Here is a 21,307-nt window from a genome sequence, read left to right as displayed (position 1 = left end):
GGTCAGATGAGGCTTTCGGCGGAAAGGCCATCCACCAGGGACGCGAAGGCGGCGCGGACCATGTAGAACTGCGCGCCCACCACGGTGACGGAGACGTCGTGCGCCTTGGCGAAGGCGCGCTCCGGCTGGGTCCAGCAGGGCATGACCCAGGGCTTGCCGGCCGCCTTCGCGGCAGCGGCGATGCGGGCGATGTCGGCCTTGTCGGCGTCGGAGAAAGTGTAGCGCTCGTTGCCCGCCGCCATGGCGAGGTCGGTGGGGCCGGCGAACAGGCCGTCCACCGTCGGCAGGGCCGCGATGGCCTCTACATCGGCGAGGGATTCCCGGCTCTCGATCATCGGCCAGCACTTGACCCGGGCGTTCTCGTCCGAGGCGTAGGTGGGCGAGGCGGGGCCATACATCACCGTGCGGCCACCGGCGTAGGAGCGCACCCCGAGCGGGGGATACTTGGCGGCGCCCGTTACCTGCCGGGCGTGGTCCACGCCGCCGATGTGGGGGATGATCACTGCGTCGGCGCCGAAATCGAGGGCCTGCTGGATCGGCTCGGTGAGCGGGCCGAGCACCTTGGCGTAGACCTTGATGCCCAGCGCCCGGCAGAAGGGGATCACCCGGTCGAGGTCGTCGAGATTGAAGGTGCCGTGCTCGATGTCGAGCACCACGGCGGTGAAGCCGGCATCCCGCGCGATCTCGATGTGCGGGAACACCGGGGCGGTGAGCCAGAAGGCGAAGGAGGCGAGGGAGGAGGTCACGTCAGGGCTCCAGGCGTCAGGCAAGGCTTTCCCGTTCCCGCGCAAGGCGGGCCGGTAGCAAAGCGGTGGGAAGGGGCCGGCGTCAGCCGCCGGCCGGGATCATTTCACGAAGGTCCGGGTGAGGCCGGCGGTGCGGTCCACGACGAGCACGACGGCGAGGGTCAGCACCACGAGCAGCACCGAGATGGCGGCCGCCATGGGGTCCGCCTGCTGATCCACGTGGTTGTACATGGCCACCGGCAGCGTCTGCAGGCGCGGTCCGGTCATGAACAGGGAGAGCACCACCTCGTCGAACGAGACGAGGAAGCACAGGGCCGTGGTGGAGACGAGCCCCGAGCGCATCATGGGCAGGGTGACGCGGAAGAACACGGTGAGCGGCCGCGCGCCGAGCATCCCGGCTGCCTCCTCCACCGTGAGCGGCAGGTTGGCCAGCGCCGTCGAGAGCACCCGAACCGCATAGGGCAGCGTGACGATCAGATGGGCGGCCACCAGACCCTGGAAGGAGCCGATGAGGCCCATGGGCGCGAACACCAGCAGCAAGGCGAGGCCGAGCACGATGGTGGGCAGGAGGAGCGGCGCCGAGAACAGGTTGGCGAGGGCTTCCGCACCGGGCGGCTTGAGGCGCACCAGCGCATAGGCCGCCGGCAGGCCGATGCCGAGCGACAGCACTGTGACCACGAAGGCCAGCGCGAGGCTGATCCAGAAGGCGTTCATCATCACCGAATTGGCGAAGATGGCGCCATACCATTTCACGCTCCAGCTGGACGGCGGGAAGGCCATGAAGTCGTCGCCGCTGAAGGAGATGGGAAGCACCACCAGCAGCGGCGCCAGCAGGAACAGGAACATCAGTCCGGCGGCGATCTTCAGGGCCGGGGAGACGGGGCGTTCGTCCATGTCTCTCCTCCTCAGGCGATGCGCCGCAGGGCGCGGGCGTAGAGCGAGAGGGAAATGCCGAACACCACGAGCACGATCATGGACAGCGCGGCGGCGAGCGGCCAGTTGAGGGTCACGATGGCCTGGTCGTAGATCTCGGTGGCGAGCAGGAACACGCGCCCGCCGCCGAGCAGCTTCGGCGTGACGAAGGAGGAGATGGCGAGCACGAAGCACAGGAGCCCGCCCAGCGCCATGCCCGGCGCCGTGAGCGGCAGCACCACCCGCCAGAAGGTCTTGAGGGGCGAAGCGCCCAGCGTCAGGGCCGCTTCCTCCAATCGCGGATCGAGCCGGCCGAAGCCGGAGAGCAGCGCGAGGATCATGTAGGGCATCAGGATCTCGGTGAGGCCGATGACGACGCCGGTGAGGTTGAACATCAGGCGCGGCGGCTCCGCCATGCCAAGGGCCATCAGCGCGTTGGCCACCAGTCCCCGGTCGGAGAGGATGGCGATCCAGCCATAGGTGCGCACCACGGCGGAGGTGAGGAGCGGCGCCACCACCAGCACCATCAGCACCGTGCGCCACGTGCCGGTGGATCGGTGCAGGTAGAGCGCGATGGGATAGGAGGCGATCAGCGTCAGCACCGTGATGAGGAGGCTGACGCCGACGCTGTTGGTGATGAGCTCCAGGGTGAAGCTGTCGGTGAGGGCGTTGGTCCAGGTGTCCAGATCGTAGCCCGTGCCGAGTGCGCCGGAGGCCTGCGCCTCGCGGAACGACATCTTCAGCAAATTCACCACCGGCCACAGGAAGCCGATGGCATTCACCACGGCGATGGGCAGCAGCAGGGCGCTGGCCGTGCCGAGGGGGCCGAGCCGTCGCGGCTCCGCGTGGGAGAGGGCGAGGCTCGTCATGACGCGGGGTACACGAACGTGTCCTGGGGGCGCCAGGACAGGGTGACGGGCGTGCCGGGGGCGAGCAGGGCCTCGCCGCCGCGGGTAGATGCCTCGGTCTTCAGAAGCGTGCCGGCGGCCTCCACCTCATATTCGAGGATATCGCCGGCGAAGGTGGCGCGGGTCACGGTGCCGGAAAGCTGGTGCAGCCCCGCGTCGGCCGGCGCCGGGCCGGTGGACAGGATCATGCGGTGGGGCCGCACCATCACGTCCACATCACCCTCGAAGCCGGGGGCGGAAACGGTGATCCCCGCCACCTGCGCCACACCGCCGGAGGCCCGGCCGGGCAGGCGATTGATGCGGCCGACGAAGCCGGCCACGAAGGCGCTCTTGGGATGCTCGTAGATCTCGTGGGGCGTGCCGACCTGTTCCAGCCGGCCGTGGTTCATCACCACCACCTTGTCGCAGATGGTGAGGGCTTCCATCTGGTCGTGGGTGACGAAGATGGCAGTAATGCCGAGCCGCTTCTGGATGTCGCGGATCTCGGTGCGCATCTCGTCGCGCAGCTTGGCGTCGAGGTTGGAGAGGGGCTCGTCCAGCAGAAGGATGGAGGGCCGCACCACCAGCGCGCGGGCCAGCGCCACCCGCTGCTGCTGGCCGCCGGAAAGCTGGGCGGGGCGATGGTGCTCGCGGCCGGTGAGGCGGACCATGGCGATGGCCTCCTTCACCCTCTGCGCCGCCTCCGCCTTCGGCACCTTCCGCATCTCCAGCCCGAAGGCCACGTTGCGGGCAATGTCCATGTGCGGGAACAGGGCATAGGACTGGAACACCAGCCCCATGTCCCGCTTGTAGGGCGCCACGCCGGTAAGGTCCCGGCCGTTCACGACGATATGGCCGGAGGAGGCCGGGACCAGCCCGGCGATCATACGCAGCGACGTGGTCTTGCCGCAGCCCGACGGGCCGAGGAAGGCGACGAGTTCGCCCTTGGCCACGTCGAGATTGAGGTCGTCCACCGCGGTGAAATGGTCATAGCGGCGGGTGAGGCCCCGCAGGGACAGGAAGCCCTGTCCCTGCGCCAGGCGCGTCATCTCGGCGGGCTCGGCGTGGATCATGGCTGCCCTCACCGGCTCGCCGGCAGGACGCGGCGGCGCCACTGCTCCGCGATCTTGTCGCGCACCTGCGCGAGGGCGATCCAGTCCACCGACATCACCTTATCGAGGTTCTTCACGGCGGTGCGGTCGAGCGCGGCGCCGGTGATCTCGGCCTTGGAATTGGTGGGGGCGTAGAACATGGTCTCGGTGAAGCTCTTCTGCGCTTCGGGGGAGAGCGCGTAGTTCACGAAGGTCTTCGCCGCGTCGGCCGCGGGGGCGCCGGCCACCAGATTGATGGTGTTGATCTGGAAGATGGTGCCTTCCTGCGGGATGGTCGCCTTGATCTTCCCGCCGGACTGCTCGCTGTTCACCTGGGCGCGGGCATTGTAGCCGACGCCCAGCGCCGCCTGCCCGGTGATGATGGGGGCGTAGACCTCGGGCTTGGGCTCCCATGTCTGCACGTTGGGCGCGATCTCGGCCACGGCGGCGAGGCCCTTGTCCACGTTGGCGAGATAATCGGTGCCGCCATTGGCCTTGTTGAGGATCAGCACGAGGCCGAGGCCCTGGATATCAGGCACGCCGGGGATCACCACCTTGCCCTTGTAGGGCGCCTTGGCCATCTCCATCCAGGACTTGGGGGCCTCCTTAACCTGCTCGGCATTGTAGAGCAGCACGAGGTTGTCGAAGGTCACGCCCACGCCGGCGACGCTGGGGATGCGGGCGTTGGGGTAGAGATCCTTCACGTTGGGGATGTTGGTCTCGTCGATCTTGGTGAAGAGGCCTTCATCCGTGCCGGCCTTGGAGACGGACACGTCCATGATCACCACGTCCGCCTGCGGCGCGGCCTTCTGGGCGCGCAGGTTGCCCAGCATGGCGGCGGAGGAGGGCAGGGGGAAGAAGGTGACCTTGATGTCCGGATGCGCCTTCATGAAAGGCTCGATCACGGCCTTCGTGTAGCGCTCCTGGAACAGGCCGGAATAGGCCATCACCGTCAGGTTGGTTTCCGCTGCGGCCGGACCAGCCATGAGGCCGGCGGCGAGGAGGCACAGGGTTCCGAACTTGTGTGCTGCGTTCATCTCGTTGTCCCTCTGGAAAGGTGACCGGGCCGCTCGGGCGGCCTCTCGTGAAGTGTTGAATCAGCGGTTGGGCGGGCTCAGGCGGAGAGGAGCTTCGCCTCCACCATGGCGCGGGCGCCGGAGATGTCGGGAAGCTTCTCGCCGGCCGCGAGGCGCGACAGGAGGACGACCTCCGCCTCCTGCATGGCGATGGCGCGGGCCGCGACCGCCGGCGCCTCGGCCGGCTTCAGCACCACCACGCCGCTCTCGTCGCAGAGCACGGCGTCGCCGGGCGAAACGGTCTGGCCGCCCACGTTCACCGGCACGTTCAGCGCGCCTTCGAGGCCGAGCAGCTTGGTGGTGATGGGCGAGGGTCCACGGCACCACATGGGCATGTCCACCCGCACGATCTCCGAGAAGTCGGTGGCCGGGCCGTCGATGACGCCCGCCTTCACCCCGGCCATCTTCATGGCATTGGTGATGACGCCGCCCCAGCAGGCGTGCCGCGCATCGCCGCAGCGCTCGATCACCACCACGTCGCCGGGGCGCACATAGGCGGTGAGATAGTGCAGCAGGGTGGAATCGGCATGGGGAATGCGCAGGGTCACGGCGGTGCCGGCCACCCGCTTGCCCGGCAGAACGGCGCGGATGTCAGGGTCCACGAAGCCGGAATGCAGCACGTGGCCGATGGTCGCCACCTCGCACTTCTCAAGCTCGGCGGCGAGGTCCGGCGCGATCTGCTCCGGCATGGGGTTGACGATGAACATGGGGCAGGCTCCGCTCAGGCGAGGACGTGATGGCGGGCAACGGGAACGTTGGCGCGCACCTTGCCGGTGTAGGAAAAGTCGAGGCGGGCGGAGGTAAAGCCCACCCCATCCGAGCACTGGGCGGCGATGTGGCCCCAGGGGTCGATGACCATGGAATGGCCCCAGCACCACTTCCTGCCACCGGCATGCGAGCCGGTCTGGCCCACCGCGAGGAACCACGTCTGGGTCTCGATGGCGCGGGCGCGGGCCAGAACCTCCCAATGATCCTTGCCGGTCATCAGGGTGAAGGCGGCGGGCAGCACGATCACGTCGGCGCCCTTGTCGGCCAGCTTGCGGAACAGTTCGGGGAAGCGGATATCGTAGCAGATGGCGCAGCCGACGGTGGTGTCGCCGATCCTGTACGTCACCACCTCGTCACCGCGGCTGACCGTGTCGGATTCGCGGTAGACCGTGCCGCCGGTGATCTCCACGTCGAACAGGTGGATCTTGCGGTAGCGCGCGATCTCGCTGCCGTCCGGGCCGAACACCAAGGTGGTGTTGTAGAAGGCGTTGCCGTCTTTTTCGGCGACGCTGCCGGCATGGATCGCCACTTTCAGGCGCCGCGCGAGGCCGGACATGAGCTGGTACGCCTCCCCCTCGGGGAAGGTCTCGGCGGAGGCCTGAGTCTCCTCGGGCGTGTCGCCGAGGCAGGCGTAATATTCCGGCAGGACCACGAGGTCGGGACGTTCGAGAGCGACCGCTTCCTCGATCAGGGCCTTGGCGGCGCTGAGGTTCGCCGCCTTGTCGCCCTGGCTGTTCATCTGGATGAGCGAAACCTTCACGCACCTGCCTCCTTGCTGGTGAGGCAAGCAGAGCAGAGCCACCAAGGTCCGACAAACGCGAAATAATTGTCCGCCGTGACAAGCAATGCTTATGAGAGCGGCATAGGCGGGGGCTGCTTATTCTGTGTGCAGTGCAGCATGCCCATCGAGAGGGTCGCCCGCGGCGATCGCGGCGGCCATGTGGGCGATCAGGCCGGGCAGGGGGCTGCCGGGTTCATCACGGAATATGGCGTGCAGGTTCAACGGGGGAATGCGCGCATCCACCTCCAGCAGAACGAGTTCCTCCCGCTCCAGCATCTCGGCGACGACCACATCCGGCAGAACCGCGACGCCCATGCCGTCGCGGACGAGGCGTGTGATGGTCGCCAGCGAGTTCGAGTTGAGGATGCGGACGAGGTGCGGGTCCAGGCCGGAGGATTCCACCAGCTTCTGCACGTTCTGGTGCGGTTGCGACCCGCGCGAGAAGGCGAAGATGGGCTGGGTCACGATGTCCTCCAGCAACAGCCGGCGACCGTGCAGGGCGAGGCGCGGGGAGGCGACCCAGACGCAGCCGTAGCTGCACAGTTCGATGTTGCGGCAGCCCGGTGCCAGGACCGGGCCGGCGATGAGCGCAAGGTCCACTTGGCCTTCGAGCAGCATGCGCGCCACCGTGAGGCTGTTGTCCACGGTGAGGTCCAGGTCCACCTCGGGATAGATGGATTTCACATGCTCCACGAGACGCGGCAGCCACGCATAGACGACGGTATCGATGGTGCCGATGGCCACCCGCCCGCGCAGCCGCTGGGGGTCGCCCACGCCGAGCCTGAGATCGGCCGCGAGTCGCACGATGGTCTCCGCCTGGGCCAGCGCCCGCTCGCCGGCCGGCGTGAGGCTGACGTTGCGCAGGTCGCGGTCGAACAGCCGCACGCCGAGGTCTTTCTCCAGCGTCGCGATGCGATTGGAGACGGCCGCCTGCGTGGTGCAGAGCCGGTCCGCCGCGCTGGAGAAGCTGCGCAGCCGGGCGACCCAGAGGAAGGTTTCGAGGAACCTTATGTTCATGCGCCCTGAAGGCTCCCGCCGCGACCGAAGGGCGCGATCATGCCCCTTGTCGCCAGAACTGCAACCTCAGCCTTTCCGGGCGCGAACCATGGGTGCCGTACGGAAAGGCAGCTGGCATGCCTGTCGTGGCGGGCCGGAAAGTGCGCGCGCACGGGCCACGCGGGGGATCACAAACAGGCACGCGCTGTGCCGTTTCGAACCTCTGCATCTTGCAATTTCAACGCTTTAGGATGGTGTTGCGAGAGAGGATTGAAGTTCCCTTCGCGCTATCCAAAAATCAAGCAACCAAAGGGCTGCTTCGACCCTGCCACGGGGCGGACCTTCTTTGCCCTTTGCGCTTTGCGACGACCGTCTAGGTATCAAATCCAAGAGGCCGAGGAAGGCGCCTGGGGGGCTTTGCCGACCGAGGCCACCTCTTCTCGTTGGGCCAATATACCCATGACGAGCCGTCGCCTTTCCTGGGCCTGCCGAGGTGCTGTTGAATATGCAGGGCGCACCTCGGCAGACTCTGCCCTATTTGGCGGGCGGCGTCGTGTCTGGATCGGGTATTTCCCCGGGCTTGTAGTCCGGCAGGCGTCCGGCGGGAATGATGCTGAGGAGCGCTATAGCGGCCATGATGAGCAAGCCGATCTTCAGGGCCCTCAGCCGGGATTCTGCGTTCACCACGACAGCGGCCGTGACCTGCTCAGGCGTCGCGCCGGCGGTTTCCAGCGTCGTCCTCAGGCGGTCGTTGGAGACGAAGTTGATGCTGTCCAGGTTGACCATGGCCTGGACCTCTGGGGTCAGTTCCGGCGTCGCCGCGACGCGGCCCAGCACGATGGTGGAGAGCAGCCCGACGAGCAGCGCTCCGGCCACAGCCGTACCGACGGCGGCGGCAAGGTTGTTGGTGGTGCCGCGCAAGGAGCCGACATCTCCGGCCAGCTCCTTCGACGAGGCCGTGACGAGAACGTTGAATACCAGCGTCACCAGCGATCCCTGGCCGATCCCGAACACGACGAGGCCGAACAGCACCGGAACCGCGCTCCAGTCGTTGCGCACGACGAAGGCGAGCCAGACAAGGGCCACCGTGCAGAGCATGAAGCCGTAGCGACCGATCTGGCGCGGGGTGAGCTTGTCGTAGAAGCGCACGATCAGCATCGCCGAGAAGAACACCGTGAGGTTGAACGGCATCATGGCGATGGCGGTGGCGAGGGGAGAGCGCCCCTGCACGATCTGAATGTAGAGCGGCACCGAGAAGTTCAGCATCGCCTCCAGCGCCACCACCGCGAACATGGCCATCACCGCCGCGCGTTCCTGGCCGGAGGTGATGACCTCCAGCGCCAGCAGCGGCGTCTTCCCGGCTTCCTGCCGCCGCTTGGTCCAGCGCACGAACAACTGGCCGAGCACGATGCCGAGCACGATGAAGACCGGCGCGGGCGAAAGACCCGCGATGCTGAAGGGCGCGGCCGGCGTCGCAACCGCGAGGCCCCAGCGGTTCAGGTTGTTGAAGCCGAACGAGATGAGCACGATGGCGGCAGCCGCCAGCACCACGCCCACCAGGTCGATCTGCACCTCCGGCCGGCCATGGTCCGCCTTGAGACGGAAGCTCAGGACGAACACCACCGCTGAAAGGACGATGAGGATACCGAATGCGGGGCGCCAGCCGATGAAGGTGCCGAGAACGCCGCCGATGAGGAAGGCGGCGACACCGGCCGCCGCGCGGGCCGAGCCCAGCGCGCCGAGCGCCGTCGCCTGCTGGGTGCCGCGATAGTTTTCCGCGATCAGCGCCACCAGCGAGGGCACGATGGCCGCCGCCGCCGCGCCTGACAGGCCCTGCGCGGTGATCATGACCGTCGCGTTGGGGCTGAAGGTCATCAGCACCTGGGCGCAGCCAAACAGGACCACCGTGGCACGGAAGACATTGACCGCGCCGAACCGCTGATTGAGCTTGGCGCCGAGCATCACGAAGCCGGCCACCAGCATGGAATACATCACGATGCCCGTGGCAATCGTGGTGGGCGGCACGTTGAAGCTCTTCACCATGCCGCCCATCGCGACAGGCAGCGAGGCGACGTTGAAAGACATGATCACCTGACCGAGCGCGATGGCGATCATCGGCACCCAGCTCTCCTTGACGTCCTGGCCGGCCGGCTGGCCCGCCAGCGATTGCGCCGGGGTCGAACCTATCATGGGCTTTTCCTTCCGAAATTTGGTGTTGGTCCGCGGCGCCGTCACTCTTCGGGGCGCGAGACGAACAGATCCATGCCGAGGTGCTGGGAGAGGTAGCGCGCGGCCAACTGCCCCTTCACGCTGTTGCCCGCGGCATCGAGCGGCGGCGCGAAGGTGCCGAGGCCGCCCTTGCCCGGCGAGACCGTGAGGATTCCGCCGCCGATGCCGCTCTTTCCCGGAAGTCCGATCTCGTAGAGCCAGTCGCCGGAGGTCTCGTAGAGCCCGGCGGTCGCCATCACGGCGAGGGCGTAGTGGCACACGTCCGGCTCCACCACGCGCTCCTTGGTTATGGGGTTGACGCCGCCATCGGCCAGCGTCGCGCCCATCACGGCGAGGTCGCGCGCGTTCACATTGAGGGAGCATTGGCGCGTATAGAGTTCGGTCGCCTCGTCCGGATCGCTGTAGATGGCGCCGACGCTTTGAAGCATGCGGGCGATGGAGCGATTGCGGAAGTTGGTCGCGATAGCGGAGGCGTACACCTCTTCGTTCAAAGGAAGCGCGCGGCCGGCAAAGCGCGAGAGCCCGCCGTGGATGAACGCCCACTTCTCCTCGCTGGTCGCGCCGGGAACCAGGCTTGTGGCGGCGATGGCGCCCGGATTGACCATGGGATTGGTGATGCCGCCCGGCATGGCCTCGATCGCCGCGAGCGAGTTGAAGGCGCGGCCGGTGGCGTTTGCGCCAAGCTTCGCACGCGCCTGCGACGGGCCGATGAGTTCGCAGATGAGGGCGAAGATGAACGGCTTCGACACGCTCATGATGGTGAATTCGTGCTCGACATCCCCGGCGGCATAGATGCGCCCGCTCGTTCCGGCGACGCAGATGCCAAACAGGTCGCGCGGCACCCGCTCCAGCGCCGGATAGACCTTGGAGTTCTCCCCCTCGTCATTGTCCTTGAAACGCGCGTGAGCCCGCCGCACAAGGCGCTCGACCTCGTCTGCCTCGGGTAGGTGCCCCGTGGAAATGTACGCGGGCGAAGGCAAATCGTCGTCGCTGAACATGAGCGTTTCCTCGTTTTTCTTGGGCGTGTTTTGATGAAGCCTGATCGGGCCTCGCCGAGACGGCGTGTTGCCTTTCTCCTTCAAACTCGAGCAAAAACGCGAACGACGGGCAGGTCAGATGCCAAGCCTCAAACCGAAGCTTATGCCCGGAGGCAGAGAGTCTCAACCCGCCATTCATTTTTGAATTATAATGATTTCAGATATATATTGCGTTGCGGTGTATTTATACTGTGCTGCAGTAGAGGTTTCGCCGAAGGGCGTTGCTGATATCGCGGATTACCTTGATGCGGGGCCGATGTTCAGGACACCCGCCTCGCGATTTATGGGCCGGCCACTCGATTCTCGCACGCTGCTACCGCCATTTTTCTCGCGAGCGAACCATGCCAATGTGAAGCGGGGCCGTAAACGCTGAATTTGCTTCAGTGCAGCAATGAATTTCAATCACAGGGTGGCGAATGTCTCTGAAGCGCGTTGATCTCAACCTGTTCCGCGTCTTCGATGCGATCATGCTCACTGGCAGCGTGAGCGGCGCCAGCAGGGAACTGGGCGTGACGGCATCTGCTGTCAGCCATGCGCTGGCGCGCCTGCGCCTTGCGGTTGGGGACGATCTGTTCATTTATGGTGATGACGGCATGGTTCCGACGGCGCGGGCGCGCGAACTCGCCCCCATGGTTCGCGACGGTCTCGGGCGCCTCGATGAGGCGATTTCAGCGACGCCGTTTTCACCGTGCCAAGCCGTGCGAACCTTCCGTGTCGCCGCCAGCGAGTATAGCAGCAGCATTATCCTTCCGGGCCTCGTCCAGCGCATCGCGGAACTGGCTCCCCAGCTTGAACTCCGAATTTTTCCCTACAGCCGCATCGACGTCGTCCAGCATTTGGACGAAGGGCGACTCGACTTGGTAATAGGCTGGTTTTCGGAGCTCCCTGAACGCATCCACCGGTCGCCGTTGCTCAAAGACAAAGAGGCGCTCGTGGCCCGGCGCGGTCATCCACTGGAAGGAAGCGCCGTGACCCGGGAGCGGTTGTTCTCTTACCCGTTCGTTGTGGTGGAACTGACCGGCTCAGGCGATCAGTCCGCCGACGGGTTCCTCGATGAGCGCGGAGTTTGGCGGAGGGTTTGGATCGATCGCCTGCTCATGGAGGCGGACGAAGATGACGCGGCCGTAGCTCATATCGCGGTCTCCCTGCCGCACTATGCCTCCGTCGCGGATATCTTGTCGCGTACGGACATGGTGGCCACGTTGCCCGAGCGCTTCGCCCGTCGCCTGGTTGAAGCGGGGCACCATGTGATGCTGTCTCTCCCTCACGCTCCGCAAGAAGCCGTAGTCGAAGCGATCTGGCATCAGCGGGGCATCCGAGATGCAGGATTGGAATGGCTGTTGAAGAATCTTGAAGATGTGGCGGGTGCAGAAGATCAATTGAAGAGTAATTGAGGTGGGCGCGAGCCTGGTAAGATGCCGCCATTTGGTGGCGTCATAGGTCATCTGCCCTTCCGTGGCTTGGTCATGGTCCGGCGAGGAACGTGGTGAGCGCTTCGCTGGAGGCCAAGAGCGGCACGGAGCGCCCGTCAGCCGGGCGTTAGGGTCCGGCCCCCCAGGGAAGAAGGCGCCTGTGAATCCAGGGGTGGTTCAGTCCGCCGATTTTCCTACGGGCCCTCGGGGCGCCTGCACCCAATCTCAATCACCCGCCCTCCCGCTCCCGCAACAGGCGCTGAGCAATGGCCGAGGCACTCGCGACGTGCTGCAGAGCGGCAGCATGCGCTTCCTCCCCCTTGCCCGCGCGGATCGCCTCCACGATGCGCTGCATCTGCCTGGGGCCTTCCACCTCTCGGCCTGGCGTCTTGATCGTCATCGAGCGGAGGTGGTTGATGCGCATCGTCAGGGCGTTGACGATGTTCCAGGCGACCTCCTTGCCGGAGCTGGCGAATAGGGTGCGGTAGAAGTCCGAGGTGGCCTCCAGGACCAACGTTGAGTTGCCCCGGGCGTAGCCGGCGAGGATGCGGGCGAGGCAGGCGTCGAGGGCCGCGATCGTCGCGGGGTGCCGGGCCTCGGCGCAGGCGCGCGCGGCTATGGCCTCAAGCGCCCCCCGGATCTCGTAGATCTGCAAGGCCTCCGCCGCCGTGGTGCGCGAGACGATCGGACCACGCGCCGGAAGATTGGAGACCAGGCCCTCCGTCTCCAGATGCCTCAGAACCTCGCGTACGATGGTGCGGCTCACCCCCAGACGCTCGCACAGGTCGCGCTCCACCAGCCGGTCGCCCGGCCGGAAATGCTGCGAGAAGATGGCCTCGCGCATCTTCTCAAGCGTCAGCTCGCGAAGCGTCTTGGCGGGGCGATCAACTCTCAGGGGTTCAGTGGCAGCGTTCATCTTCTCGCATTCCCTCTTGCCGGCACTGGTGCCGCAGCCGCGCCGAATATTCAACTCAACCCAGCGCCATCTCAGAAAACCAATCGTCGCCGGCCGAGGCCGATTGACGTGAGATTATGGTATGCCATAGTACGGCATACAATAATATTCCTCAGGGTGAACTCATGGCCCCCATCACGCTTCCGACCTCGCTGTCCCGGTCCGCGCGCCGTGCGGCCACCCTCGCGGCGGCGGCCGCAGTCTGCCTCACGGCCGGGCTCGCCCGCGCGGAGACCTGTCAGCCGAAGATCGCCGACAGTCATCTCGTCAAGCCTGGCACGTTCGTGATGGCGACGAGTCCGACCCTGCCGCCCATGGCCTATGCCGACCAGAAAGGCGTGCTGAAAGGGCTCAGGATCGAACTCGGTTATGAGGTGGCCAAGCGCCTCTGCCTGAAGCCGGAATACATCAGCGCCGAGTATGCAGCGATGATTCCCGGTCTCCAGGGCAAGCGCTGGGACATGATCAACGCCGGCCTCTTCGTGACGCCCGAGCGCACCAAGATTCTCTACATGATCCCGTATGAGAACCTCGCAATCTCCATCTCGACGGCGGTGAAGTCGGGCGCGCCCATCACCAAGCTCGACGACCTCTCCGGCAAGGCCGTGAGCACCGACATCGGCGGCTATGCCGAGAGGAAGATGCGCGACCTCAACAAGGATTTCGAGGCGCGGGGCCTGAAGCCCATGACCATCAATCTCTTCGATGGCTACGCCACCGTCTATCAGGCGCTGCGCGCCGGGCAGGTGGATGCTGCGGTGTCCATCGATCCGGTGGCGAAGCAGTACCAGGACCGTGGCGAGTTCACCCACGCCTTGTCGCGTCTGTACCCCACCCCCGGGTCTCTGGCCTTCGGCGACAAGGTGGTGGCGGACGCCGTCGCCGAGGTGATGAAGGACATGGAGAAGGACGGCTATCTCGACAAGCTGCTCGGCGAATACGGCGTCGGCCGGGCCGAGGGCGGGGTGCGCGTTCTCGGCCCCAATACATGACGTCTTCCTCATTGCGGCCGGGGGATTTCGTCCCCGCCGCCTCGCCGGGCGCCCCGCGCAGCCCGAGACCTCTCTCATTCCCGCGAGGCTGACGTGAAGGGTTGGCATTGGGACGGCTTCTTCGAGTATCTCACCAACGGCTACCTCATAGAGGGTGCGCTGGTGACACTCGGACTCACCGTCTTTTCCATATTTTTCGGGCTCATCCTGGGCTTTGTCATCGCAGTGATGCGCATGTCGAGCTACAAACTACTGTCTGCTCCCGCGTATTTCTACACTTGGATCATGCGGGGCACGCCCCTTCTGGTGCAGCTCATCATCATCTACACGGGCCTGCCGCAGCTCGGCATCAAGTTCACCGTGGTGGAATCCACCCTCATCGGACTTACGCTGAACGAGGCGGCCTACCTCTCGGAAATCGTGCGTGCCGGCATCGCGGCGGTGTCCCGGGGCCAGGTGAACGCAGCGCGGGCCATCGGCATGACGCCGTTCCAGGTGATGCGCTACGTGGTGGCGCCGCAGGCCTTCCGCATCATCATCCCGCCGCTCGGCAACTCGGTGAACGGGGTGCTGAAAACCACCTCCATCGCCTCCATCATCTCCATGGAGGAACTGCTCCGGCGCACGCAGGTGCTCATTCAGGAACGGTTCCTGGTGCTCGAACTCTTCGTGGTGGCGGCGATCTACTACCTCATCATGACAACCGCCTGGGAGTTCATCCAGCGCCGCATCGAGCGCCGCTTCGGCCGGGCCTACGATCCCCAGGCCGGCCTGGTCGAGCAGAGGTGAGGGCGCCATGAATGCATCTGACGGCACATCCTCCCGCGCCACCACACCCGTGGTCGAAATCCGCAGCGTCGACAAATGGTACAGCACCTTCCAGGTGTTGAAAGGCTGCTCGCTCTCGGTGGCGCGCGGCGAGGTGGTGGTGGTGTGCGGGCCCTCCGGCTCGGGCAAGTCCACCCTCATCAAGTGCGTGAACGCACTGGAGCCGGTGAACACGGGCGACGTCCTCATCGAGGGGACCTCCATCACCGACGGCAAGGCCAGCCTGTCGAAGCTGCGCGCCCGCGTCGGCATGGTGTTCCAGCACTTCGAGTTGTTCCCGCATATGAGCGTGCTGGAGAATCTGTGCATCGGCCAGGAGAAGGTCCTGAAGCGCAAGAGCGAGGAGGCACGCGACAAGGCCATGGGCCTGCTCGCGCGCGTCGGCATGACGGCCCATGCGGGCAAGTATCCGCTCCAGCTCTCGGGCGGCCAGCAGCAGCGCATCGCCATCGCCCGCGCGCTCGCCATGGACCCCATCGCGATGCTGTTCGACGAGCCGACCTCGGCGCTTGATCCGGAGATGATCACCGAGGTGCTCGACGTGATGGTCTCCCTCGCCCAGGAGGGGATGACGATGATGGTCGTGACCCACGAGATGGGCTTCGCGCGAAAGGTCGCGGATCGTGTCGTCTTCATGGATCGCGGCGAGATCGTCGAGGACACGCCGAAGGCGCGCTTCTTCGAAGATCCGCAGAGCGATCGGGCGAAGGCGTTCCTCTCCAAGATCCTGTCTCACTGAGGCTGTCGGGGGCGGTGCCATGCCCCTGCGCGCCTCCTGTCCTGGCATGCCGTAATCCGGAATTTGGAAAAGAGATCATGCTGAAGATTCGCAAGGTCGTCGGCTACGACGAGAAGGTGCTTATCGAGGGTGGCAAGGCGGCGCCGACCCCCCTCCATCTGTTCGGTGCGGCGGCGGTGATCGCTAATCCCTGGGCCGGCCGCGGCTTCGTCGACGACCTCAAGCCGGAGATCATGGCCATCGCGCCGGAACTGGGTGCGCTCCTGACTGACGAGATCCTGCGCCGCGTCGGCTCCGGCGACGCGGTGGAAGGCTACGGCAAGGCCGCTTTGTGCGGTACCTCCGGCGAAATCGAGCACGCCTCCGCGCTCATCCATACCCTGCATTTCGGCAATCACTTCCGCCGTGCGGTGGGGGCGAAGACCTATCTCGCTTTCACCAACGTCCGCGGCGGGCCGGGCTGCTCCATCATGATCCCGCTGATGGACAAGCAGGACGAGGGCCGGCGCTCGCACTACCTGACGGTCCACTTCGCCATCTCCGACGCTCCCGCGCCGGACGAGCTGGTGATTGCGCTCGGCGCTTCCATCGGCGGGCGACCGCATCATCGCATCGGCGACCGCTACAAGGACCTCGAGACCCTGAAGGACCTCCATGGCTGAGGTCGCAGACGCAGGTCGCCGCCACGCCACCGTCCGGCTGCGCGGTGGCGCCGTGGAGGGCTCGGTCGCCTATCTTCGGGCGGGTCAGGGCGCGCCCGTGGTGCTGATCCATGGCGTCGGCATGAATGCGGATGTCTGGGCGCCTCAGATGACCGCCCTCGCGGTGCATCATGACGTCATTGCCATGGACATGCCCGGTCACGGCGAAAGCACCCTGCCGCCGGACCCGGCCCGCCTTCAGGACTATGGCGAGGCGGTCGTCGGGCTGCTTGATGCGCTGGGCATCCAGCGGGCGGCCCTGGTTGGGCATTCCATGGGGGCCTTGGTGGCGATGCAGGTGGCCTTGCGCCATCCCGCGCGCGTCACCCGGCTGGTGGCGATGAACGCCGTCTTCTGCCGGCCACCGGAACTGAAGCGCGCCGTTGAGGCCCGCGCCGACGAACTGGACCAAAAGGGCGTCGCCGCCTCCATCGATCCGACCCTGGCCCGCTGGTTCGGCGATCCCGTGCCGGACGATCTCGTCGAGGCCTCGGCCCTGACCCGCGCTGCGCTGGAGCAGGTGCGGCCCGAAGGCTATCGGTTGACCTACCGGCTGTTCGCCAGTTCCGATGCGGTGTTTGCCGAGGCGCTCCGGCAACTCGGGCCGCCGGCCCTGTTCTTCACGGCCGAGCACGACGCCAATTCCTCCCCGGCCATGTCGCTGGAGATGGCAGCCCGCGCTCCCGGTGGCCGGGCGGAAATTCTCGCCGGCGCGCGTCACATGATGGCCCTCACCCATCCCGATGCCGTCAACCGCAGCCTGCTCGCCTTCCTGGCCGAAGCGCAGGCGCCTGCCGCGAGCCTTGCGAGGGCCGAGCCATGAACGCCTTGCAGACATTCGAGCACTATATCGACGGTGTCTTCTCCTATCCCACCGAGCGTTTCGAGAGCGTGGACCCGTCCACCGAGGCAGCGTGGGCGCTGATGCCCCAAGCCGACGCGGCGGACGTGGACCGCGCCGTCACCGCCGCCCGTCGTGCCATGCATGAAGGGCCCTGGGCGCGCATGACCGCCACCGAGCGCGGGCGTCTGCTCTACAAGCTCGGCGACCTCGTGGCAGATAACGCGGCCGAGCTTGCCAAGCTGGAAACCCGCGATACCGGCAAGATCATCCGCGAGACCAAGGCGCAGATCGGCTATGTGGCGGCTTACTACCGTTACTTCGCCGGCCTTGCGGACAAGCACCAGGGCGCTGTCGTGCCCATCGACAAGCCGGACCTCGACGTCACGCTGCGTCCCGAGCCCATCGGCGTGGTCGCGGCCATCGTGCCATGGAACTCGCAGCTCTTCTTATCAGCGGTGAAGCTCGCGCCCGCGCTTGCCGCCGGCTGCGCCGTGGTGCTGAAGGCGTCCGAGGATGGCCCGGCGCCGCTTCTCGCCTTCGCCAAGCTCGTGCATCAGGCCGGCTTCCCGCCGGGCGTGGTCAATATCCTGACCGGCTTCGGGCCCGAGTGCGGGAAAGCGCTGACCACCCATCCGCTCGTGTCCCGCATCGCGTTCACCGGCGGGCCGGCGACGGCGCGGCATATCGTGCGCAACAGCGCGGAGAACCTCGCCTTCACGACCCTTGAGCTGGGCGGCAAGTCTCCCGTCGTGGTGTTCAACGACGCCGATCTCGAAAGCGCCGCCAACGCCGTGGTTGCAGGCATCTTCGCCGCCAGCGGGCAGAGCTGCACGGCGGGTTCGCGACTGCTGGTGGAGCGGAAGGTCGCACAGCCCTTCCTCAAACTGCTGGCAGACAAGGCTCGCGCCATCCGCATCGGTAATCCGCAGCGGATGGAGACGGAGATGGGCCCGCTCGCGACCGCGCGGCAGGTGGCCCACATGGAGCGCACGGTGGCCGCCAGCATCGTGCAGGGGGCCGAGTGCATCACGGGCGGCAGCCGGCCCCGGGGCCTCTCCCAGGGCTATTACGTCTCCCCCACCATCCTCTTTTCCCACGACACCGACTTGCCCTGCTTCCGCGAGGAGTTCTTCGGTCCGGTCCTGAGCGCCACCGTGTTCGACACGGAGGAGGAGGCGGTCGCCAAGGCGAACGACACCGTCTTCGGCCTCGCCAGCGGTGTCTTCACCACCAATCTCGCACGCGCCCATCGCATGACGGCGAAGATCCATGCCGGCATCGTCTGGGTGAACACCTATCGCGCCGTCTCGCCCATGGTGCCGTTCGGCGGATATGGCATGTCTGGCCTCGGCCGCGAGGCGGGCATGGATTCCATCCGCGACTACACGCGCACAAAATCGGTGTGGATCAACACGTCCGACGCCCCGATCCCCGATCCATTCGTGATGCGCTGAGGACCGCCGCATGATCAACCGCATCCTGACCCCGCGCGAGCTTCTGATCGGCGGCGGCAGCCTCGCCCAGCTCGTGCCTTTGCTGGGCCGCCTCGGCGTAAGACGGCCCATGCTGGTCGTCGACCCCACCATTTTCAGGCTGGGCCTCGCCGATACGGCCATCGGAGCAATGCGGGAGGCGGGGCTGGGCCTCGGCGTGTTCTCCGCCGTGGTGGAAGATCCGACCGACACCAGCGTGATCGCGGCGGCCGACGAGATCCGCTCCGGCTCCCATGATGGCGTCATCGGCTTCGGCGGCGGCAGCGCCATCGATACGGCGAAAGCGGCGGCGATCCTCGCGAGCACGGGCGAGGACGTGCATGCCCTGAAAGTGCCGCGCATCGTGGATCTTCAGGTGATGCCGCTGGTGGCCATCCCCACGACCGCCGGCACCGGCAGCGAAGTCACCCGCGCCTGCGTCGTGTCCGACACGGCTGCGCAGGAGAAGATGCTGATCCTCGGTACCGCGGCCCTTCCGGCCGCAGCCATCGTTGACTACGAACTGACCCTCTCCTGCCCGTTCCGCGTCACAGTGGACACGGGGCTCGATGCCCTGACCCATGCGCTGGAAGCCCTCATCAATCGCAACGGCAACGCCCACGCTGAAGCGCTGGCGCTCTCAGCGCTCAGGCTGATCGGCGCGAATCTGGAGACGGTCGCGCGCGAACCGTCGAATCGCGCCGCGCGCGAGGCCATAATGCTGGGGGCAACCCATGCGGGGCTTGCGGTGTCCAACACGTCCACCGCCCTCATTCATGGGCTGAGCCGGCCCATCGGCGCCTTCTTCCATGTGCCGCACGGCCTCTCCAACGCCATGCTCCTGCCGCTCGTTACGGAATATTCCCTCTCCGCTGCGCCCGCCGGCTACGCTGCGGCCGCCCGCGCGCTCGGCTGGGCGCCGGCGACCATGGGGGATGAAGAGGCCGGGCATGCCCTGGTGAGGGGCTTCCGGGATCTCAACGCCCGCCTCGAGGTTCCCACGCCCAAGGCCTATGGCGTGGATGAGGAGACCTATTTCCGCCTGCGGCCGGAGATGGCCCGCCAGGCCCTCGCTTCCGGCACACCGCGGAACAATCCGCGCATTCCGTTCGAAGACGAGATCGTTCGTCTCTACGAGATCGCCTGGGACGGCGGAGCCATCGGCGGGTGATGGCGGGGCAACATTTGCGTTGCACCCGGTTGCCGTGTGGACGGGCGGGAGGAGCTTTGACGCGCTATCGCTGCGGTCCCGGCGCCGCCAGCACGCTCGGCCGCTGCCGCACGAAGCGGGGGGAGAGGTCAACGCCCTCCCGGGACAAAGCGGATGCAAGCTGCGCGATGCCCTTGCGGATCGCTTCCGGCGTCAGCGCCGCATATCCCAGCACCACGGCGCGGGGATAGCGGAACGGGACGATCTCGTGGGCGCCCGCCGCCTCCAGCGTGTAGATCCCGACGCCCGCATCGGCCGCGATCCGCGCCACCTCGCGCACCGGCGGGAGGTGGTCCGGCAGCGTCCACATCACGTGCATGCCGGCATCGGCACCGGAGATGCGCGTAGGCCCGAAATGGCTGTTCAGGCTTTCCACCAACGCTTGGCGCGCCTCGCTGTAGGTCTGGCGGATGCGCCGCACGTGCCGGGCGAAGCGGCCCTGGTCGATGAAGTCCGCGAGCACGATCTGGTCGAGCCAGGGATGGCCGTAGTTGGCAAGGCTCTTGGCTTGCCGCACGGGCCCGACCAGCTGCTTCGGAACCACCATGTAGCCGGTGCGGATGCCGGCGCCGACGGACTTGGAGAAGGTGCCGAGATAGATCACCGAAGTGTTGGCATCGAGGCCCGCCAGCGCGGCGAGCGGGGCACCGTCATATCGGAAGTCGCTGTCGTAATCGTCCTCCACCACATAGGCGCCGCTGCCGCGGGCCCAGGCCAGAAGTTCACGGCGGCGCCCGAACGACATGGTGACGCCGGTGGGGAACTGGTGGGAGGGCGTGACGTAGGCGAGCGATGCGCCACAGCCCGCCAGATACTCCGTGCACAGGCCCTGCGCATCCACGGGCACCGGGACCAGCGCGCCGCCGAAGCTGGAGAAGACATGCGCCGCGCCGGCATAGCAGGGGTCCTCGATCGCGATCTTCACCCCCGGCTGCACGAACAGGCGGCTGATGAGGTTGAAGCCCTCCTGCGCGCCGGCAGTGATGATGACCTGATCCGGCTCGGCCGGAATGGCGCGGTTTGCCGAGACATGGCTGGCGATGGCGCGGCGCAGCTCGATCGCGCCTTCCGGCGGACCGTACCCGGACAGGTTGCCGGACGCGCGCGAAAGGTTCTCCAGCAGCAATTGCCGCCATTCACGGATCGGAAAATTCCGGCTGTTGGCGCTGCCGTACCAGAAATCCACCTGCATGCGGGTGGGACCGGTCTGCACCATGCGCAGCGGCGCTGCACGCAGCAGCACCGGCGGGTGCAAGACTGTGGGCTCAGGCCGGCGCGGCGAGGGGCTCGATGCCTCAGGATTGGGCGATCCCGACAGGCCGACGCAGGCCTCCGGCAGCACCTCGCACACGAAGGTGCCGGCGCCCGGGCGCATCACCAGGTAGCCTTCCTTGGCGAGGCGCTCGAACGCAAGCACGATGGTGTTGCGCGACACCTTGAGCGTGCGGGCCAGTTCCCGGGTCGAATGCAGTGCCGCCCCCGGCGGCAGGGTGCGGGCGAGAATGGCCGCGCGGACCTGGTCGTAGACCTGCTCCTGGAGCGTGACGCCCGCGGCCGGGTCCAGATGCAGTGGAATCATGTGCCTGCTCGATCCTTGCCCTAAGGGTGAGCAAGGCAATTCACGTGCCATC

20 protein-coding genes are annotated in these 21,307 nt (G+C 66.6%); 8 read left to right on the top strand and 12 right to left on the bottom strand.

All coding sequences use genetic code 11. The features are described from left to right. Nucleotides 1–2 precede the first annotated feature (2 nt). The 10 genes from XAN126_RS0117065 to glsA all read right to left on the bottom strand — a co-directional run bounded on the left by XAN126_RS0117065 (nt 3) and on the right by glsA (nt 10,484). The gene (locus tag XAN126_RS0117065) at nt 3–746 is read right to left on the bottom strand and encodes an aldolase/citrate lyase family protein (protein WP_024279803.1); all 744 of its coding nucleotides are present in this window, start codon (nt 744–746) and stop codon (nt 3–5) included. A 99-nt stretch (nt 747–845) separates the two neighbouring features. Then, a complete protein-coding gene (locus tag XAN126_RS0117060; RefSeq protein ID WP_024279802.1) occupies nt 846–1,640 on the bottom strand; it encodes an ABC transporter permease in 795 nt (264 codons plus the stop codon). Between the two features lie 11 nt (nt 1,641–1,651). Then, on the bottom strand, nt 1,652–2,527 hold the full coding sequence (locus XAN126_RS0117055; protein WP_024279801.1) for an ABC transporter permease: 876 nt from the start codon (nt 2,525–2,527) through the stop codon (nt 1,652–1,654). After that, nucleotides 2,524–3,618 carry an ABC transporter ATP-binding protein gene (locus XAN126_RS0117050; RefSeq protein ID WP_081762851.1) on the bottom strand — a complete coding sequence of 365 codons (1,095 nt, stop codon included), beginning with the start codon at nt 3,616–3,618 and terminating at the stop codon, nt 2,524–2,526. The genes XAN126_RS0117055 and XAN126_RS0117050 overlap by 4 nt, the downstream gene beginning before the upstream one ends. 8 nt (nt 3,619–3,626) lie before the next feature. Next, complete coding sequence (locus XAN126_RS0117045) at nt 3,627–4,673, bottom strand: ABC transporter substrate-binding protein (RefSeq protein WP_024279799.1); 1,047 nt, start codon at nt 4,671–4,673, stop codon at nt 3,627–3,629. A 77-nt stretch (nt 4,674–4,750) separates the two neighbouring features. After that, a complete protein-coding gene (locus XAN126_RS0117040; RefSeq protein WP_024279798.1) occupies nt 4,751–5,419 on the bottom strand; it encodes an RraA family protein in 669 nt (222 codons plus the stop codon). A 14-nt stretch (nt 5,420–5,433) separates the two neighbouring features. Then, nucleotides 5,434–6,240: a carbon-nitrogen hydrolase family protein gene (locus XAN126_RS0117035; RefSeq protein WP_024279797.1), complete on the bottom strand. Its 807-nt coding sequence runs from the start codon at nt 6,238–6,240 to the stop codon at nt 5,434–5,436. Nucleotides 6,241–6,357: 117 nt separating this feature from the next. Beyond that, nucleotides 6,358–7,278, bottom strand: coding sequence for a LysR family transcriptional regulator (locus XAN126_RS0117030; protein ID WP_024279796.1), 921 nt, complete (start codon nt 7,276–7,278; stop codon nt 6,358–6,360). A 513-nt stretch (nt 7,279–7,791) separates the two neighbouring features. Continuing rightward, nucleotides 7,792–9,447: an MFS transporter gene (locus XAN126_RS0117025; protein WP_155982341.1), complete on the bottom strand. Its 1,656-nt coding sequence runs from the start codon at nt 9,445–9,447 to the stop codon at nt 7,792–7,794. Between the two features lie 41 nt (nt 9,448–9,488). Further along, entirely contained in the window at nt 9,489–10,484 is a 996-nt protein-coding gene (gene glsA / locus XAN126_RS0117020) for a glutaminase A (protein WP_024279794.1), read from the bottom strand. Between the two features lie 455 nt (nt 10,485–10,939). Here glsA and XAN126_RS0117015 point away from each other — a divergent pair, with 455 nt between their 5' ends. Beyond that, complete coding sequence (locus tag XAN126_RS0117015; protein ID WP_024279793.1) at nt 10,940–11,917, top strand: LysR family transcriptional regulator; 978 nt, start codon at nt 10,940–10,942, stop codon at nt 11,915–11,917. 247 nt (nt 11,918–12,164) lie between these two features. Here XAN126_RS0117015 and XAN126_RS0117010 read toward each other — a convergent pair whose 3' ends face one another. Continuing rightward, entirely contained in the window at nt 12,165–12,851 is a 687-nt protein-coding gene (locus XAN126_RS0117010) for a GntR family transcriptional regulator (protein WP_024279792.1), read from the bottom strand. A gap of 164 nt (nt 12,852–13,015) precedes the next feature. Between XAN126_RS0117010 and XAN126_RS0117005 the strand changes: the two genes are divergently transcribed. The 7 genes from XAN126_RS0117005 to XAN126_RS0116975 all read left to right on the top strand — a co-directional run bounded on the left by XAN126_RS0117005 (nt 13,016) and on the right by XAN126_RS0116975 (nt 19,637). After that, nucleotides 13,016–13,882, top strand: coding sequence for an ABC transporter substrate-binding protein (locus XAN126_RS0117005; protein WP_051460622.1), 867 nt, complete (start codon nt 13,016–13,018; stop codon nt 13,880–13,882). A 93-nt stretch (nt 13,883–13,975) separates the two neighbouring features. Continuing rightward, complete coding sequence (locus XAN126_RS0117000; RefSeq protein WP_024279790.1) at nt 13,976–14,671, top strand: amino acid ABC transporter permease; 696 nt, start codon at nt 13,976–13,978, stop codon at nt 14,669–14,671. A gap of 49 nt (nt 14,672–14,720) precedes the next feature. Then, nucleotides 14,721–15,449, top strand: a complete 729-nt coding sequence (locus XAN126_RS0116995) for an amino acid ABC transporter ATP-binding protein (RefSeq protein ID WP_024279789.1) — start codon at nt 14,721–14,723, stop codon at nt 15,447–15,449. 74 nt (nt 15,450–15,523) lie between these two features. Then, a complete protein-coding gene (locus XAN126_RS0116990) occupies nt 15,524–16,111 on the top strand; it encodes an amino acid synthesis family protein (RefSeq protein WP_024279788.1) in 588 nt (195 codons plus the stop codon). Next, entirely contained in the window at nt 16,104–16,973 is an 870-nt protein-coding gene (locus XAN126_RS0116985; RefSeq protein WP_024279787.1) for an alpha/beta fold hydrolase, read from the top strand. The genes XAN126_RS0116990 and XAN126_RS0116985 overlap by 8 nt, the downstream gene beginning before the upstream one ends. Nucleotides 16,974–16,978: 5 nt before the next feature. Beyond that, on the top strand, nt 16,979–18,448 hold the full coding sequence (locus XAN126_RS0116980; RefSeq protein WP_024279786.1) for an aldehyde dehydrogenase: 1,470 nt from the start codon (nt 16,979–16,981) through the stop codon (nt 18,446–18,448). Nucleotides 18,449–18,458: 10 nt separating this feature from the next. Beyond that, entirely contained in the window at nt 18,459–19,637 is a 1,179-nt protein-coding gene (locus XAN126_RS0116975) for an iron-containing alcohol dehydrogenase (RefSeq protein WP_024279785.1), read from the top strand. 64 nt (nt 19,638–19,701) lie between these two features. Here the strand turns inward: XAN126_RS0116975 and XAN126_RS0116970 are convergent, their stop codons facing one another. Beyond that, the gene (locus XAN126_RS0116970) at nt 19,702–21,255 is read right to left on the bottom strand and encodes a PLP-dependent aminotransferase family protein (protein WP_024279784.1); all 1,554 of its coding nucleotides are present in this window, start codon (nt 21,253–21,255) and stop codon (nt 19,702–19,704) included. Between the last annotated feature and the right edge of the window lie 52 nt (nt 21,256–21,307).

This window comes from Xanthobacter sp. 126, from assembly GCF_000526175.1.
GTDB classification, from domain to species: Bacteria; Pseudomonadota; Alphaproteobacteria; order Rhizobiales; family Xanthobacteraceae; genus Xanthobacter; species Xanthobacter aminoxidans.
This window is presented reverse-complemented; position numbering and strand designations above follow the sequence as displayed.